Origin of the sequence: Sorangium sp. So ce367 (assembly GCF_051520455.1) — a bacterium.
Classification (GTDB): Bacteria; Myxococcota_A; Polyangia; order Polyangiales; family Polyangiaceae; genus Sorangium; species Sorangium cellulosum_B.
Genome location: NZ_CP150334.1, coordinates 3,681,640 through 3,698,215, shown reverse-complemented (window position 1 = coordinate 3,698,215; position 16,576 = coordinate 3,681,640). Strand labels below are relative to the sequence as shown.

The following is a 16,576-nucleotide window of genomic DNA, read 5'->3' as shown; positions in this document are numbered from 1 at the left end:
TTCTTGGCGACCTTGGCGCCATGGCGGTTTCTCTGCTGATCCGGGGCAACTTCGAGCAGTAAAGCAAGAGAACCTCTCCGCCGCGCTGCGACGGTATATCTGTGTGTGACGTTCGCGGTGGCACGGTCATCGCGCGTCCCCTTGCCTGGATACAGCGGCTCCCGTGGAGTCTTGGGGAGCGTTGGTGGGACCGAGGGTGGGGCGACTCGGCACATGGGAAGGTGCCGGCGCTGGCCGGCTGCGCGCGCGGCTACGCCCGCCTCGGCCGGCGCCCGGCGCCCCTCACCGCGCGATAATCGGTGAGGAGCGACCCCAGGATCGTGACCGCCCCCGCGGCGACGTGGATCACCGCGGCGAGCGGGTCGCGCTTCGCGTAGCCGAGCGCGAACGGCGCCGCAATCGCCGACACGCCGAAGGCATGGTCGATGACCTCGTGCGCCTCGATCGGGATCCGCTTTGACAGGCTCAGCCGGTAGTCGGTGAGCAGGGAGACGAAAATGACCGACGCGCCGAGCGCGACGCCCGCGATCCTCGCGGCCTTCGTCCGCGCGGAGAGCCCGGCCAGAGCGACGATGAGCCCGTTCGAGTAATCGAGGGCGGAGTGCACGTCCTCGGGGACGATCCGCGCGAGGGGCGCGGCGCCGAGGAGCGGCCTCGAGGGGATCGTCGTCGTCCGCTGCGCCTCCCGCGCGCTCGGGGCGAGCGAGGCGAGCTCCGCAGTCGGTACGTCGTCCGGCGGCAGGTAGGTCGTCGGCAGCTCGGATGCGCCCAGCGAAACGTCGGATTGTGCCATGAGGTCCTCCCGCCCTGCGCAGAGGCAATCCACAGACCGGGGACAGGCCTCCTGCGCGGCGCGGGGCCCAGCTCTCTTGAGCTCGGCCCCCCCGCGCCCCGCGCAGGTCGGTCCGCGCGCGCGGCGCGCCCGACGGAAGCCTCTGTTCGTGCGATCCGCGATGCTAGGCTGCGCCCATGGGAGTCCGGATTATTCCTCTCGGCGGCCTCGGCGAGGTCGGGATGAACGCGATGCTGATCGAGGAGGAAGGCCGCCGCGTGCTCGTCGACTGCGGCGTCATGTTCCCCAACGACCAGGTGCTCGGCGTCGAGGTCGCGATCCCCGACCTCAGCTACGTCCGCGAGGCGGGCGGGGTCGACGCGGTGCTGCTCACGCACGGCCACGAGGATCACATCGGCGGGCTGCCGTCGCTCCTGCGCGAGTTCCCCGTCCCCGTGTACGGGACGCGCTTCACGCTCCGGCTGGTGCGCGAGCGCCTCGCCGAGCACGGCATCGACGTGCCGCTCCGCGAGGTCGAGCCGCAACAGCACTTCGCGGCGGGCCCGTTCCGCGCCGAGCCCCTCCGCGTGACCCACTCCATCCCCGACGCGGTCGGCTACGCCATCGAGACGGGCGAGGGGATCCTCATCCACACGGGCGATTACAAGATCGATCTCACCCCCGTGGCCGGCGAGCGGCTCGATCTCGGCCGCTTCGCCGAGTACGGCCGCGCCGGCGTGGCGGCGCTCCTCTCGGACTCCACCAACTCGGAGCGCGACGGCTGGTCGGTCAGCGAGACCGCGGTGGCCGAGGGGTTCACCCGGCGGTTTCGCGAGGCGAAGGGGCGCATCCTCGTCGCGCTGTTCGCCTCCAACGTCCACCGGGTCCAGAGCGTCCTCGACCTCGCCGCCCAGCTCGGCCGCAAGGTGGTGCTCGCCGGGCGCAGCCTCGCGACCAACACGCGGATCGCCCAGGAGATCGGCATCCTGAGCGTCCCGCCCGGCGTGCTCGTCGACGACGCCACGGCGGCCTCGCTCCCGCCCGAGCGCCTCGTCGTGCTCGCTTCGGGCGCGCAGGGCGAGCCGAACAGCGCCCTCGCGCGCATGGCCATGGGCGACCACCACCGGCTGCGGGTCGATCCGGGGGACACGGTGATCTTCTCTTCCCGCGCGATCCCCGGCAACGAGATCGCCGTCAGCCAGCTCGCCAACCGCCTGGCGAAGCGCGGCGCCGTGGTGCTCGATCGCGGCCTCGATCCCATCCACGCGAGCGGCCACGCGCAGGCCGAGGAGCAGAAGGTCCTCCTCGACGCCGTCCGGCCGGAGCACTTCGTCCCCATCCACGGCGAGTACCGGATGCTGCTCGCCCACGCGCGCACGGCGCTCCGGATGGGCGTGCCGGCGTCGGGGGTCTTCGTCGTCGAGGACGGCGACTCGCTGATCCTCGAGAACGGCCGGATGCGCCTCGGCGAGACGGTGAAGAGCGGGCGGGTGTGGCTCGACGCGCGCGGCGGGCTCGACGTCTCCGAGCTGGTGCTCCGCGAGCGCGAGCAGATCTCGGATCAGGGGCTCGTGATGGTCCTTGTGGTGGCCGACCGCAAGACGGGCGAGATCTTGCGCGGCCCCGATCTCCTCGGGCGCGGCGTGGCGCACTTCGAGGAGGGCGGCCCGCTGTACGCCGCCGCGCTCGACAGCGCGCGCGACGCGCTCGCGGCGCTGTCCCCCGCGGCGCGCACGCTGGCGCCGGCGCTGGAGGACGCGCTCAGCCGCGGCGTGCGGCGGGTGTTCCGGCGCGAGGCCTCGCGGCGCCCCGCCGTGCTCCCGCTGGCCGTGTTGCTGTGAGATCCGGCGCCTCTCGGTCAGGCGGGCCAGGCGGCCCGGGCGGCCCGAGCGGCCCGCGCGGCCCAGGCGCCTGACCGCGCTGACAGGCGATCTGGAGTGAGCGCGGCTGTCGCCGGCGCTGGATCGCGCGGACCGGCGGAGCCCCTTTGTTCTGTCGCCGCATGACCGGAGTCGCTCCATGGTCCATCCTGGGGGGTTGCCCTCAGGCCGCGTGTCCCGGCGAGCGCCCGAGCCGATCACCGCGCGACGCGGCATCATGGTGGAGCAGGCGAGATGAACGAGAGTCCCACGAGCTCGCGCCTTCTGGGCGAGGCGGAGACGACGATCATGGAGGGAAGGGACGCTGTCGCCGAGACGCGGGCCGAGGAGCCGATCGGCGCCGACACCCGCCCTCCCCCGTCGTCGCGGCGGGCGGCGCCCGCCAGCCGGCGGGCCGCGCCGTCGGCGCGGCCGAGCGAGGACGTCGCCGCGGTCTATCTCCAGGAGATCTCGGCAAGCGCGCCGCTGAGCCGCGAGCTCGAGGTGGAGCTCGGCCGTCGTATCGAGTCGGCGGAGCGCGCGATGATCGAGGCCTGGGTCGCGTCGCCCGTCGCGCTGCGGGCGCTCGCGGCGCTGGCGGACGATGTACGGGCGGGGCGGGTGGCCATGAGCGATCTGCTGCTGAACGCGGACGCCGAGGACGCGCCGAGCGACGCGACGTCCGTGAGGATGGCGCGGCTGCTCGGGCTCGCGCGGTCCCTGGCGGAGGCCGGGCGGACGGAGGCGAGCGGGCAGCGAGCGCGCGCCGCGCTCTCGGCCGGGCTCTCCGACGTGCGCCTGGGCCCCCTGGTGGAGGCGCGGATCGAGGGCGCGCTGAGCGCGGCGATCCCCGCGGTCGACAGGCTCGGGCGCCAGGCGATCGAGGGGACCCTCTCGGCGATGCGCGCAGCTCGCCGGGCGGCGGCCGAGGCGAGGGCCGAGATGGTCCGCGCGAACCTGCGGCTCGTGGCGGCGGCGGCCCGGCAGCTCCGGCACAGGGGCGTGCCGCTGCTCGACCTCATCCAGGAGGGCAATCTCGGGCTGATCCGCGCGGCGGAGAAGTTCGATTACCGGCGCGGCTATCGGTTCAGCACGTACGCGATGTGGTGGATCAAGCAGGCGCTCTCTCGCGCGCTGCTCTATCAGGGCCAGGTCATCCGGGTGCCGGTCCACATCGCCGAGACCCGGCGCCGGGCGCTGCAGGCGCGGCGGGAGCTCGAGCAGGAGCACGCGCGCGAGGCGGCGCCCGAGGAGGTCGCCGAGCGGAGCGGGCTGTCGATGGAGAAGCTCCAGACATTGCGGGAGATGGCGCTGCCGCCGGTGTACCTCGACGCTCCGGTGGGGGACGACGACGGCGCGCGCCAGGGTGACTTCTTCGCGAGCGAGGGCGCCGCGCCGGACGAGCTCCTGGTCCACCGCCGCCTGCACGCGCAGGTCTCTGCGCTGCTCGAGTCGCTGACGCCGCGCGAGCGCGACGTGCTGCGGCTCCGGTTCGGCCTCGACGGCGGGCAGCCGCACACGCTCGCCGAGATCGGGGGCATGTTCTCGGTGAGCCGGGAGCGCGTCCGGCAGATCGAGGAGAGCGCGCTGAGCAAGCTGCGCACGCTGTCGCGGAGGCAGGCGCTGGAGACGCCGCTCGGGGGTTGAGGGGCACGGCGCGGCGGCTGACCCGGGCAGCCGTCGCGCCGCGATGGGCGGACGCGACGATGTCGCGGCGGCCCTCCGCCGCACGGGCCGCTTGCGCGACAGCGCACTTGCGGGCGATGGTAGCGTCTCTTCACCCGAGGAACGCTCATGAAGGACATCCTCTCCGCCCGCCTGGAATCGCGTGCTTTCTTTGCAGATGCCATCGAGCTCCACGAGCTCACCGGGCGCGAGGTCGTCTCGCAGCCATTCGAGTTCCAGCTCCACGTCGTCTGCAAGACGCCCGAGGGCCTCGACGAGGAGGCGCTCCTCGCCGAGCCCGCCGCGCTCGTGTTCCTCCGCGGCGATCGCGAGGAGCGGCGCCTCTTCGGCGTGATCTCCGTCGTGCGCGACGCGCTCCACACCGAGACGCTGCACATGGCCTACACCCTCACCTTCGTCCCGCGCGCCTTCCGGATGACGCTCACCGAGACCTCGGAGATCTTCATGGATCTCACCGTCCCGGAGGTCATCAAGACCAAGCTCCAGCGCGCCGGACTCCAGGAGGGCGACGACTTCGAGCTCCGCCTCGTCTCCGACTATCCCCCGCGCGAGTATATCGTGCAGTACAAGGAGACGGACCTCCACTTCGTCTCCCGCCTCGCGGAGCACCTCGGCATCTCCTTCTTCTTCGAGCACCGCGACGGCCGCGACGTCATCGTCTTCTCCGACGCCAACAGCGGCTTTCAGCCCATCGCCGGCGGCGGCCGCGCCCACTTCTACCCGCGCGGCGATCAGCTCGGCGTCTACCGCCTCGAGGGCACGACACGCACCATCCCGAGCCGCTACGTCGTCAAGGACTACAATTACCGCACACCGCACGTACCCCTCATGGCGGCAGCGACGGTCTCGGCCGCGTCCGGCGGCGACATCGTCGAGTACGGCGCCCACTTCAAGACCCCCGACGAGGCCGAGCGCATCGCCGCGATCCGCGCCGAGGAGCTGCGCGCGGGCCGCAAGGTCTTCGACGGCGCCAGCGACGTCCAGGCCCTCGCCGCCGGCGCTCGGCTCACCCTCGAGGGACACCCCCGCGGCGACGTCGAGCTCCTGCTCGTCGAGGTCCGCCACCGCCTCCAGCAGGCCACCCTCAACGCCGGCGCCGGCAACGAGCGCGCTTATGCCAACGAGTTCAGGGCCATCCCCTTCTCCACCGCCTACCGCCCGCCGCGCCTCACCCCGAAGCCCAGGGTCCACGGCGTCATCACCGGCGTCATCGACGCCGCCGCCAAGGGCCAGTACGCCGAGGTCGACGAGACCGGCCGCTATCGCGTCCGCTTCCTCTTCGACACCAGCGCCGCCGACGACGGCAAGGCCTCGCGCCTCATCCGCATGGCACAGCCCCACGCAGGCGCCGGATACGGCTTCCACTTCCCCCTGCGCAGCGGCGTCGAGGTCATCCTTACCTTCATCGACGGCGACCCCGACAGGCCCATCATCGCAGGCGCCGTCCCCAACCCCCACACGCCCAGCACCGTCGACGCCAAGAACGCCCGCAGGAACGTCATCCGCACCGGCGGCGGAAACGAGATCAACATCGACGACAACGAGGGCGAGGAGCGCATCAAGCTCTCGACCCCCTACGGCGGCGCCACCTTTCAGCTCGGCTCTCCGAACACCCCCGAGGCTGGCGCTGCGATCACCACGAAGGAGGCCTACACGGCCGTCGCCAACGCAGGCGTGAGCACGCTCACATCCGTGAGCACGGTGATGTCCGACGTCGCCTCCGTCCTGGCTTCCGGAAATATCGTCAATCACGCTGGAGCGGCGAGCGTCATGGAGGCGCTCAAGGGAGAGAAGGGGCAGAAGCTGCTGGACGGCGTGCTCGGCGTCGCCAAGAGCGTCGTGGACACCAACACGAAATGGCACGGCCTTCAGCACGCAAGGCTCGACGAAGAAGCCGTGAAAGCGCAGGCGCGTGTCGACGCCCTCGAACGCTCGGTGACTAGCAGGATGCAAACCATCGACTTCATGACGCGCCCCGAGGGTGACAACGCGAAGGGCGCGAGCCGGCCGACCACACGCGAGGAGTGGGATGCCAGCCATCCCGAGGACGTCCAGAGGATCGCAAAGGCGACGGAAGAGGCGAAGGCCGCAAAGGCCCTGGCCGACTCGTACAAGACGCTGAACGCGGAGAGCGACGACGCGGTGACCTGGCGAACCGCCGGGGACTGGATCGAGACAGCCAAGGCGGGCAGCGCGGCCAGGAAGGCCCGGCAAGACCTCATCAGCTCCACCACGAAGATCGCCCAACGGAGCATGGATCACACCAGCGTTGCGACCGCGAAAGGCATGGCGCTCCTGGCCAACGGCTTCGCATCGGCTGGCCGGGTTCCCTCTCCTGTCCCCGCGCCTGGAGCCCCGATCAACTTGAACTCCGCCGCGGTCACCTCCGCCATCACCGCGAACGTGAGCGCGTTCGTGTGCGGGAATGCCAATGCGACGATGTCGTCCACTGGCCATGCCATTGTCGCCGGCGGAGCGGTCGCCGTGCTCAAGTCCGGCGGCGCCGTCGAGATCGCAGGCAGGGGCAGCGCTCTGGTCACGTCCGATGCGTGCGTGGACCTGCTGTCGCTCGGTCTCATGAAGCTCAAGAGCAGCCTGGCGCTCACCATCGACAGCGGCAATGTCGTGGAGATAGAGTCCGGCACGAGGCTCGGCATGAAAGCCGGCGGCTCGTTCGAGATGCGGGCCACAGGTCCGCTCCTCGCCGAGTCGAGCGGGACAGTCGACATCAAGTCGAGCGGCGCGACGAACATCAAGTCGAGCGGCGCGATGAACCTCAAGAGCGCAGGCAAGGTCACGGTGGAAGGCAGCACCGCGCTCGTCAAGGGCGGCCAGTGGAGCCTGAACGCGGACTCCGCCACGGTCACCGTCGGAAACCAAGACAGCCGTCTCGCGGTCACAGGGAGCCAGGCGCGCCTCATCAAGGGAGGCTCGATGTGCAGCGTGACCAGCGGCACCGTCGAGATGCAGGCCGGCTCGACGAAGGTCACGGTAGGGAAAGGCGCGGTGAAGGTCACCGCGCGCCGGATCGATCTCGGATGACGCGGAGCTGCGTGGCCGCTTACAAGCGACATTCTTTGACCACGGTGAGCGCGGCGATGAACAGGATCATGAAGATCCAAGAGTACTTGTACGGGCGCGCCTGCCTCTCGTTCTCCAGCCTGTCCATCTCCCTGGCGCTTCGCATCGCATCCTCGCGGATGGCCTCCACCTGCACATTGATCATCGCGAGGCCGTTCTCCAGCTGCTGATCCATGACCTCGCGCATGGTCGGGTTCTTCGGCCTGGGCTCCTTCTCGCTGGCGAAGAGGAGCTTGCACCTCGGGTCGAACTTCCAGGCGAGTCCCTCCTTGCCGAACAGCCAGAACGACCCGTCTGGACATACCGCGATGCTCATGTCCGCGCGCGGCAGGGCGTCGCGCTCCGCGTACAGGATCACGCTCTCGTTGCCCGTTGCGCCGACCCGCACGAGTCGATCGCCGCGGATGACATAAGCATTCCCGTCGCGATCGGCGCCTAGCGCACCACGCTGCCGATCCGCGGAGCCGCCGCCGATCTCGACGCAGTATACCTTGCGCCCGCCTCGTTCGAAGCGAGCGAGCAGGTTCCCGTCGAGCAGGTAGAGCGAACCATCCGGACCGGAATGTATAGACGTGCTCGCCATGGACGAAAGCGTCACCGGATGATCGGCGAGCGACGTCAAGCTCCAGTAGGAGTCCTCACCCGTGTCGCTCCGTGTGGCGCCGTCGGCCCACACGCGCATCGCCGCTCCGTCCGGCCCGATCCGCTGGAGCTTGCCGTCCTTGTGGAGCAGCAGCGAGCCGTCGTGATCGCAGGTCAGGCAGCCCTGCTCGGTCAGACTCAGCTCGATGCTCGGCGCCACGACGCCTGCGCTCTCCAGGGGCGCACCCGTCGCCGACGCGAGCCGGAGCGGTGGCGCACCTCCGGCGTCGATCACGAGGAGCGTGTCCTTCGCGCATCCCAGGAAGCGCACCTCATCCGGTCGATCGCGCTGGAGCCAACGGATGCCCAGCGAGGGGTCCATGGACCACAGGACCCTGTCGATATTGTGTTGCGTTCTGCCGGCTTGATCGAGGTACCAGCGCGACTGCGTGGCTGCGCAGTAGAGGTTCCCCTCCGCGTCGACGGCCGCCTCCGGCAGCCCTTCCCAGTCGAACAGCCCCGCGGCGACGGCCTGCGCGGCGGGGGTGCGCACGACGACGGACGGCGCGAAGCAGAGATACCAGTGCGCCACCACCCGCCTTCGTCCCCGGTACACGAACTCATCCGGGACGTGGACGCTCGCGCTGCAGAAGCGGCACGCACACGCTCGGCTCACCCCGTCGAAGGCGACCGGCGAGCCGCACTGCGGGCACGGAAACGTCGCCGGCTCCGCCTGGGGCGCAGGGGCTCCTGCGAGCCGGTCCGGCTCCTCGCCGACCAGGTGCGTGATGTCAGGGAGCGCTCCGGCCAGCTCCGGCGGCACCCGCCGGACCCAGGTCTGCACCGCGCAGCGATCGCAACGGAGCATCGCTTGATCCACCACCGCCTGGATGCTCGACGCGGGGATCGCCTTCTCGCAGCCCTGGCACGCGGGCGCGCGCCGGATGTAGGCGGCCGACAGCTTGCCGGCCGCGCTGCGACGCACCTCGTTCGGGAGCAATCTTGGGCCGTTGTAGAGCGGATCACGGAGCAACGCTTGCCAGAGATCGACACCGAGCGCCGCCGGCCTCCCGCAGCTCGGGCAGCCCACCTCGCGAGCCAGCGTGTTGACCGGCATCGGCATCCTGCACGTGCCGCACACCATCTCGCTCTTGACCGCCACGCTGATCATCCCTCTCCGCTCCTCCCCTCCCCCGCTCCCAGCCGACGCCCCCGGCACCCCCGGCGAGCTCACGTCCAGCCCGCACGCTACCTCAGCGACACAGGCCGCGCGATGGCCTAGCCTCGCCGCGACCATGTCCGCCGAGCGCAACGACGGCTCCGCCGCGACCGCAGCCGAGCTCCGGCAAAAGAGCCAGCGCGGCGAGTTCGCCGGCAGCCACATCGCGGACGCGGCCGCGCCCGGCATCGATCTCTGCGGCGCCTATCTCTCGCAGGCCCTCCGGCGCGACATCGATCTCCGCGGCGCGAACCTCTCCGGCGCCGTCTTCCGCGACGTGAACCGCTATGCCATCCAGAGGGGTTCTGGCGCGCCGCGCACCCCGACCGGGGGCGTCGGGACGGCCTCGGGCCTCCTGGCGGGAGCCCGCCAGCCCCCGCTCAGCGCGGCGAGTCCCCGCGGCGGTACTCCGCGGTCGCCTCATCGAGCCGGGCCTTGAGGGCTGGATCGAGCGCCAGCTCGGCCGCGGCGATCGTCGCGTCCAGCTGCTCCGGCCGGCTGGCGCCGATGATCGCCGACGTGATCGCCGGGTTGGCGAGCACCCACGCGACCGCGACGCTCGTCAGCGATAGCCCTGCTTCGGCGACGATGCCCTGCAGCTTCTCGACGGTCGCGAACGCGCGCTCGTTCCAGTAGCGCTCCTGGTAGATGGACGCCGCCGCGCCGAGCGTGAAGCGGGTGCCCGTCGTCGGCTCGCCGCGGCGGTGCTTGCCCGTGAGGAGCCCGCCGGCGAGCGGGTTGTACGGGATGACGCCGAGGCCCTCCTCCTGCGCGAGCGGGAGCAGCTCGCGCTCGATCTCCCGGAACAACAGCGCATAACGCGGCTGCACGGACACGAACCGCGCGAGCCCGCGCACGTCGGCGCGGCCGAGCGCGCGCGCCAGGCGATATGCCAGGTAGTTGGAGACGCCGATGTACCGCGCCTTGCCCGAGCGAACGACGATGTCGAGCGCCTCCAGCGTCTCGTCGATCGGGGTGTCGCGATCGTCGGAGTGGAGCTGATAGAGATCCACGTAATCGGTGCCGAGCCGGCGAAGGGACGCGTCGATCGCGTCCAGGATGTGCTTGCGGGAGGCGCCCTGATCCCACGGGTTCGGGCCGACCCGGCCGACGCACTTGGTGGCGAGGATGAAGCGGTCTCGCTTGCCCTTGAGCCAGCGGCCGACGATCTCCTCGGTGCGCCCGGCCGTCGGCAAACCGCCGCCGAGCGGATACACGTCGGCCGTGTCGAGGAAGTTGACGCCGGCCGCAGCGGCCTTGTCGAGGATGGCGCGGGAGGTCTCCTCGTCCGTCTGGAAGCCGAACGTCATCGTGCCCAGGCACAGGCGAGAAACGGTGAGGCCGGTACGGCCGAGTCGGGTCGTCGGGATGCTCATGATTTTCCGTGGTGCTTTGGCTAGGTTGGCGTGAGGCCTCGAGCTGGCGCCCTCGTCTTCAGCTCCCGAGCGTGGCGCGGGCCCGTCGGTTCAGGCCTCAATAATAGATCGGCCCGACGCTGCCGCCGCCGGCGACGACGGCGTCGCCGTTGATCGCGACGCTCCTCGGCGAGGCGAGGAACGCGACGACCCACGCGACCTCGCGGGCGTCGACGATCCGGCCGATGCTCACCGAGGCGGCGAGGTCCTTCTCGGGCTCGGGCCGGACGCGCTCGGTGCGGGTCGCGCCGGGGTGCACGACCGTGACGTTGATCCCCTTCGGGCCGAGCTCGTCCGCGAGGTTCTTCGTGATCGCCGCCACGCCGACGTTGCGCAGGGTGGCGACCGGGCGGCCTGCCTTGCGCACGGCGAGCCCGCCGATGTTGATGATGCGGCCCCAGCCGTTCGCGATGAGGTGCGGCGCGACGGCGCGCGCGGTCCGCAGGTAGCCCACGACCTTGATGTTGATGTCCTCGATCACCTGCGCGTCGACGATCTGGTCGAGGCGCGTGGCGGTCGAGATCCCGCCCGGCACGGCCGCGTTGTTGACGAGGATATCCACGCCGCCCAGCGCGGCGACCGCGCGCTCGACGAGCGCGTCGACCGAGGTCTCGTTGGCGGTGTCGACAACCAGCGGGACGACGCGGCGGCCCGTCTCCGCCGAGAGCTCCGCGGCGGTCGCCTCCAGCTTGTCCTTGCCGCGCGCGGCGATCACGACGTCGGCGCCTTCCCGCGCGAGCTCCCGCGCGATCGCCTTGCCGATACCGCGGCTGCCGCCGGTGACGATGGCCCGCTTGCCGGTGAGTTCGAGATCCACGATCAGCTCCTTCCATCGGCAGACACGAGGTCATGTGTCTTCTCGCGCCGAGGGAGCCGCGCCTGAGCACGTTTCATTCCACCCTGCGCTTGCCCCGTGTTCGCAGAGGGGGTGGCGCGCGCCGGCGTCCGCGTCGCCCTGCCCGCGCCCGCCGGGCGCTCCTGGCAGCGCCGCGCGCGCCGGCACGCCGGCACGCCGGGCGGCGTGTCTGCTTCGCAGGCAGCACAGCCTGCTGGCGGCGTGCTGCGGGCGGAGCAGCTCGCCCATCGCCGAGGCGCGCGGAGCGAAGCGCGCGGCGCGCGAGGGTGCCCTGCACGAGCCCGCCGAGGCGGCGCAGGCAGCCGCTCAGCGCGGCGGCGAGCCGTCCGAGGGGGCGCGGGTCACCGCGACCGGAGCCGGTCGACGACCGCGAGCACGCCCGCCGCGATCGCGAGGATGGGCGCGAAGATCACGCCGCCGAACCACGCCAGCGCGTAGGCGACGCCAAGCGACGGATCGCCCCCACCGGCGGGCGGGGGCGTGCCGCTCAGCACCGACACATGCTCGCGCAGGCCGAGCATGTGACAGGCAATGAAGGCCGCAAGGAGCATCGCGGCGCCGAGGGCCAGCTGTCGGCTCACGGGGCACCTCCCGCGCCGGCGATCCGCTCCCAGAGCGGGCCGAAGCTCAGCGCGTAGAGCAGCGCCGCGTCGCCCACCTAGTTGCTTGCGGCGTACCGCAGCCGGTCGCCCTCGCGGATCGGGAACGCCGCGAGGTCGAGCGACGTGAGCAGCCCCCCGAGGTACGGCGCGTCGCCGAAGGCCGCTGCGCCGAGCAGCGCGAGGCCGCTCGATCCGGCGCTCGCCCCGACGAGCGGCACGATCGGGCCCGAGTCCACGTCCTCGGGGCCGGCCCACGAGCGGGGCCACTCGCGCGCCCAGCCGAAGCCGAGGAGCTCCGCCCCGAGCTCGCGGCGCGCCCGCGCGTACTGATCGCGCGCGAAATCAGCGTCGATCAGGAGCAGCGCGTGCGCGACCAGCCAGAGGGACGACCCCTCCGGGCCGTCCAGGATCCTGCCGTCGTGGGTGTAGCTCGACACGAGCAGCCCCGTCTTCGGGTCCAGGAGCCGGGCGCGCGCCGTCGCGAGCCAGCGGCGGCCGAGATCGAGGCCGCGGCGCTCGCCGTGCAGCGCGTCGGCCATGCGCATCGCGGAGAGGGCGAGCGTGTTGCAGAAGGTCCAGCACTCGTCGGGGTAGCTCTCGGCCGACAGCACGGGGCTCCGTTCCATGCGGGACCGCATCTCGGCGACGCGCGCGTCGAGCTCGGCCTCGTGATCGGCGCGTCGCGCCACCAGGGCGCGCGCGCCCAGCATGAGGGCGATCTCGCCGTCCACGAAGAGGCTGCGCGCAGGCTGCTGCACGAACGGACGCCGCGTGGCGTACGGCATCATGAAGTGCAGCATTCCCCGCTCGCGCTCGATCGCGAGGGTCTCGTCGACGATCCGGTCGATCACGGCGAGGTGGCGCGCCTGGGCGCCCGGATCCCGCAGCGCGGCGTTGGCGAGGCCGAGGACGAGGAAGGTCCGTCCCATGAAGTCCCACTCGGCGTTCGCGGCCCGCATCCGCGCGAGCGCCGCGTCCTGCGCGGCGCTGTCCTTCTCCCAGAGCGAGAGCTGATGCGCGAGCAGCGCCTGGCCACGCGGCGAGAGCGCGCCCGAGGCGCGGTGCTCGCCCGGCTCGCTCCGGAAGAAGAGGTGGAGGCACGGAAGCCATACGGCCGTGGCGACCAGCAGCGACAGCGCGGCGGCGCCGAGCCGGCGCAGGCGGCCCGCCGCCGCAGGGCGAACCACGACGCCGGCGGTGGAGGAGAGGTCGGTCATGGGACGGAGCGTGGCGCGGCGCCGTGGCCGGGCTGCGCGCGAGATGTGGCGGATCGAAGGAGGCTCCGGGGATTCTCTCACCGGATGGCCGATTTCGCCTACGGCGCTGATGGGGAGCGCTCTGGCACGCCGCCGCCCTTCGAGGCGGGCGGCCAAGATCCTGAGGGGCGCTCGCTTCCAGGAATTCGAAGCGGAGGCGCACGTGAGCCTCATCGTGAATCCGATGGAGGAGATCCTGAGGAGCCGGGCCGAGGAGGCTCGATAGGGCCGGGTGGATCCACGGGGGTGTCCCGCCGGAAGAGCCTCCGCATGACGGCGCGGGTCATGGCGAGGAGGTTCTCGCTGGTGAAGCGGAACCAGAAGCCGGCGTAGCAGCCGTTCGTGCGGAAGCCGGGGTTGGCCGCGGCGTAGCGCCGCGCGGCCGGGCGCTCGAAGTAGCGCGGCGGATACCGGCTCACCGTCTCCTCGGTCATGAAGATGTTGACGCGGAAGAGCCCGGTCTCGTCGTCGACGTGGTAGTTGCTCTCCCTGGCGAGCTTCAGGAACGCCTCCCGCACCGCCTCGTCCTCCGCGGCGCCACGGCGCTTCGGATCGAAGAGCTCGTAGCGCGCGAGCGCCTCGGTGATGGAGACGAACCCGAAGAGGCTGGCGATCGAGAGCCGGTAGAGGCGGGTCCGCGGGGCGCGGCGCTTCGTCTCGATCAAGAACAGGAGGCCGGAGACGAGGTGCAGCCCGCGGGTCCGGAAGTCCGGCGAGATCCTGAGCTTCCCGCCGACGATGGCCCGGCTGCGGGGCAAGGCGAGCGGCGCGGTCTTCCAGAACTGGAAGCCGACGATCGCCCCGGTGTCGGCGCGGCGGAAGACGTGCACGACATCGTTGGTCTTCGCGTGGACGCAGAAGTGCCCGAAGTCCTCGGCCATGAGCGCGTTCGAGAGGGCGTGGAGCTCGCGCAGGCGCGGCTCGGTGAAGTCGCGCCGCTCGACGGTCTCGAGGCGGACGGCGGGGCGCAGCGGGGAGAGGCGGAGAAGGACGTTCAACATGGTGGGCTCCGAAGGCTCCGGGATGACACCAGCTCCGCAGCGGGTGACCGCCGCTCTCAGGGAGCGCGCCCCTCGGCGCGGTAGCCCTGGCCGAGCATGTTGCGCAGGTACGGGCTTGCTCCCGGAGATCGCCGCGCGGTCCGGCCGCGAGGGTTGCTGGTCGGGCTCGCGGGGCACCCCGCGAGGAGAAGGACGGGCAGGCCGCGCAGGAGGAGCGCCAGCGCGAATGGACCGTGGCGCGTTCGCTTGCGGTCGTGTGGGATCGACATCGGCCGGGCGTCGCCTACGATAGCCGGGATGCCGTGAGAGCGTACGGAATTCGCTTTTCTCTGGTCCTTCGCCTGGCTCGCGGTCGTCGGTCTCGTGGGCTGCGCCCCGACCCGGCCCCCCGCGGCGCCGCTCGTGGACTCGCCGGCGATCAGCGCGGCAGAGCGACTTCCCTTCCAGGCGCGGCCCGGCGGGGACGGCAAGCGACAACGGGGGCGTGACCGCACCCAGGCTGCCGATATCAAGCCGAATGCAGCCCCTTGTGTGCAGGGCGCAAGACGTCCATCGCCTGAAGCTCGATCCATCATCTCCCATTTTCATCGAATCCCCAGTTGGCACGAACGGGAAACAACACCCACAAACGCCACGAGACCTCTGCCTTCAACGCCTGTCGCCGGCTCACGACCCGCACACGAGCAGCTCACCCGACGAAACGTTCATGGACTCTCTTACTTGCCCATGAAGGCAGACAAACCACTTTTGGATTCGCAGTATGACGCGAAGACACCGAAAGGTCTTACCATGACGACACATCTCACCACGCTCCTGGTGCTCGTTGGAGCGACGGTCCCGCTCGGCGTGGCCGCGCTCGCCTGCAGCTCGGCCGATCGGGACGAGAGGGCAGAGCACGTCGCCTCCGCCGAGGACGAACTGCCCCGCCGCGCGCGATTCAACAACTTCGACGCCACCATAGAACGAAATACGCGCAACTTGCTCCAGCGGGGACAGGAGATCTTCCGATTCGACACCTTCGGCGACGAGGAGTTCTGGGGCGGCAAGCTCCGGCTGCACGAGAGCATCGCCCGCGTGACGCCGGCCCAGGCGCTGGATTTCGGGCTGAAGGTGGACGCGGACGCGCTCCCGTCGCGGCTCCGGGATCAGCTCGCGCGCGGCCAGGTGAACCTCCGTGACCCCGCCGTCACGCTGAGCCTCTTGCAGCTCGATGCGATCCTCGGGGTGACGGGCTTCTTCGACGACAGCGGCAAGCTGATCTCGATCGGGCTCCAGTGCGCGTTCTGTCACTCGACGGTCAACGACTCCGTGCGTCCAGGCATCGGCACGCGCCTCGACGGCTGGGCCAACCGCGATCTGGACGTCGGCGCCATCATCGCTACGGCCCCTACGCTCCAGCCGATCGTCGCTCTGCTGCCGAAGGCGCCCGAGGGCGTCGATGAGGAAGGCGTGAGGAGCGTTCTGCGCAGCTGGGGGCCGGGCAAGTACGACGCCCAGTTGCTCCTCGACGGGAAGGCGTTCCGGCCTGACGGAAAGACCGCCGCGACCTTGCTCCCCAACGCGTTCGATATGGGCGGAGTCAACGAGCACACCTGGACGGGCAACTGGGGCTCGGTGCCCTATTGGAACGCGTACGTCGCCGTGACCCAGCTCCATGGGAAGGGTAATTTCTTCGATCCCAGGCTCAACGACAAAGACAAGTACCCGAACGCCGCCGCCACCGGGATCTGGAATGTGGTCGTGGATCCGAAGAAAGATCTCGTCACGTCGAAGCTCCCTGCGCTGCACTTCTATCAACTCGCGCTCCCGGCGCCGAAGCCGGAGCCCGGGCTCGATTTCGACAGGGAGGCCGCCGAGCGCGGCGCGAAGCTGTTCACCGGCGACGCGAAGTGCACCGACTGCCACAACAAGCCGCTCTGGACCGACGCTGGCTGGAACCTGCACACCCCCGAGGAGATGGAAATCGACGCCTTCCAGGCGAACCGCGCGCCCGGCAACTCGTACAAGACGATGAACCTGGCCGCCCTCTTCGTCCGAGAGCTAGGGCTGTTCATGAAGCCGGAGAACAAGGGTCGCTTCTACCACGATGGCCGCTTCGAGACGCTGCTGGACGTCGTGCGCAGCTACAACGAGCGCTTCGATCTGAGGCTCGACTCCAGCCAGAAGCGTGACCTCGTGGAATACCTGAAGTCGCTCTAGTCAGACAGGCCGGGGTGGGTCGGCCTCGGCGGTGCGCGCCTCGAACGG

Annotated in this window: 12 protein-coding genes; 5 read left to right on the top strand and 7 right to left on the bottom strand. The window is 70.8% G+C overall.

Going from position 1 to position 16,576, the window contains the following annotated elements; translation table 11 throughout:
- Positions 1-250: 250 nt before the first annotated feature.
- On the bottom strand, positions 251-793 hold the full coding sequence (locus tag WME97_RS14300; RefSeq protein ID WP_437552447.1) for an SPW repeat domain-containing protein: 543 nt from the start codon (positions 791-793) through the stop codon (positions 251-253).
- A gap of 176 nt (positions 794-969) precedes the next feature.
- Here WME97_RS14300 and WME97_RS14295 point away from each other — a divergent pair, with 176 nt between their 5' ends.
- The 3 genes from WME97_RS14295 (at position 970) to tssI (ending at position 7,359) form a co-directional block, all read left to right on the top strand.
- Positions 970-2,613: a ribonuclease J gene (locus tag WME97_RS14295; RefSeq protein WP_437552446.1), complete on the top strand. Its 1,644-nt coding sequence runs from the start codon at positions 970-972 to the stop codon at positions 2,611-2,613.
- Positions 2,614-2,886: 273 nt separating this feature from the next.
- Positions 2,887-4,278, top strand: coding sequence for a sigma-70 family RNA polymerase sigma factor (locus WME97_RS14290; RefSeq protein WP_437552445.1), 1,392 nt, complete (start codon positions 2,887-2,889; stop codon positions 4,276-4,278).
- A 147-nt stretch (positions 4,279-4,425) separates the two neighbouring features.
- On the top strand, positions 4,426-7,359 hold the full coding sequence (gene tssI, locus WME97_RS14285; protein WP_437552444.1) for a type VI secretion system tip protein TssI/VgrG: 2,934 nt from the start codon (positions 4,426-4,428) through the stop codon (positions 7,357-7,359).
- Between the two features lie 19 nt (positions 7,360-7,378).
- On the opposite strand, the gene WME97_RS14280 is transcribed toward tssI, so the two are convergent.
- Entirely contained in the window at positions 7,379-9,151 is a 1,773-nt protein-coding gene (locus WME97_RS14280) for a hypothetical protein (protein WP_437552443.1), read from the bottom strand.
- A gap of 124 nt (positions 9,152-9,275) precedes the next feature.
- Here WME97_RS14280 and WME97_RS14275 point away from each other — a divergent pair, with 124 nt between their 5' ends.
- Positions 9,276-9,638 carry a pentapeptide repeat-containing protein gene (locus tag WME97_RS14275; protein WP_437552442.1) on the top strand — a complete coding sequence of 121 codons (363 nt, stop codon included), beginning with the start codon at positions 9,276-9,278 and terminating at the stop codon, positions 9,636-9,638.
- On the opposite strand, the gene WME97_RS14270 is transcribed toward WME97_RS14275, so the two are convergent.
- The 5 genes from WME97_RS14270 to WME97_RS14250 all read right to left on the bottom strand — a co-directional run bounded on the left by WME97_RS14270 (position 9,580) and on the right by WME97_RS14250 (position 14,329).
- Positions 9,580-10,575, bottom strand: a complete 996-nt coding sequence (locus WME97_RS14270) for an aldo/keto reductase (protein WP_437552441.1) — start codon at positions 10,573-10,575, stop codon at positions 9,580-9,582. The genes WME97_RS14275 and WME97_RS14270 overlap by 59 nt on opposite strands.
- Before the next feature lie 97 nt (positions 10,576-10,672).
- Positions 10,673-11,431, bottom strand: coding sequence for an SDR family NAD(P)-dependent oxidoreductase (locus WME97_RS14265; RefSeq protein ID WP_437552440.1), 759 nt, complete (start codon positions 11,429-11,431; stop codon positions 10,673-10,675).
- Between the two features lie 380 nt (positions 11,432-11,811).
- Positions 11,812-12,051, bottom strand: a complete 240-nt coding sequence (locus WME97_RS14260) for a hypothetical protein (protein ID WP_437552439.1) — start codon at positions 12,049-12,051, stop codon at positions 11,812-11,814.
- Positions 12,052-12,128: 77 nt separating this feature from the next.
- Positions 12,129-13,289, bottom strand: coding sequence for a hypothetical protein (locus WME97_RS14255; RefSeq protein WP_437552438.1), 1,161 nt, complete (start codon positions 13,287-13,289; stop codon positions 12,129-12,131).
- A gap of 209 nt (positions 13,290-13,498) precedes the next feature.
- On the bottom strand, positions 13,499-14,329 hold the full coding sequence (locus WME97_RS14250) for a hypothetical protein (RefSeq protein WP_437552436.1): 831 nt from the start codon (positions 14,327-14,329) through the stop codon (positions 13,499-13,501).
- Between the two features lie 789 nt (positions 14,330-15,118).
- On the opposite strand from WME97_RS14250, the gene WME97_RS14245 reads away from it, so the two are divergent.
- Entirely contained in the window at positions 15,119-16,528 is a 1,410-nt protein-coding gene (locus WME97_RS14245) for a hypothetical protein (RefSeq protein WP_437552435.1), read from the top strand.
- Positions 16,529-16,576: the final 48 nt, after the last annotated feature.

Excerpts from the sequence above, each read along its gene's own strand:
- WME97_RS14270 (WP_437552441.1), bottom strand. The coding sequence starts at position 10,575 with ATGAGCATCCCGACGACCCGACTCGGCCGTACCGGCCTCACCGTTTCT.
- WME97_RS14245 (WP_437552435.1), top strand. The coding sequence starts at position 15,119 with ATGACGACACATCTCACCACGCTCCTGGTGCTCGTTGGAGCGACGGTC.
- WME97_RS14295 (WP_437552446.1), top strand. The coding sequence starts at position 970 with ATGGGAGTCCGGATTATTCCTCTCGGCGGCCTCGGCGAGGTCGGGATG.
- tssI (WP_437552444.1), top strand. The coding sequence starts at position 4,426 with ATGAAGGACATCCTCTCCGCCCGCCTGGAATCGCGTGCTTTCTTTGCA.
- WME97_RS14255 (WP_437552438.1), bottom strand. The coding sequence starts at position 13,289 with ATGACCGACCTCTCCTCCACCGCCGGCGTCGTGGTTCGCCCTGCGGCG.
- WME97_RS14300 (WP_437552447.1), bottom strand. The coding sequence starts at position 793 with ATGGCACAATCCGACGTTTCGCTGGGCGCATCCGAGCTGCCGACGACC.
- WME97_RS14250 (WP_437552436.1), bottom strand. The coding sequence starts at position 14,329 with ATGTTGAACGTCCTTCTCCGCCTCTCCCCGCTGCGCCCCGCCGTCCGC.
- WME97_RS14275 (WP_437552442.1), top strand. The coding sequence starts at position 9,276 with ATGTCCGCCGAGCGCAACGACGGCTCCGCCGCGACCGCAGCCGAGCTC.
- WME97_RS14280 (WP_437552443.1), bottom strand. The coding sequence starts at position 9,151 with ATGATCAGCGTGGCGGTCAAGAGCGAGATGGTGTGCGGCACGTGCAGG.
- WME97_RS14290 (WP_437552445.1), top strand. The coding sequence starts at position 2,887 with ATGAACGAGAGTCCCACGAGCTCGCGCCTTCTGGGCGAGGCGGAGACG.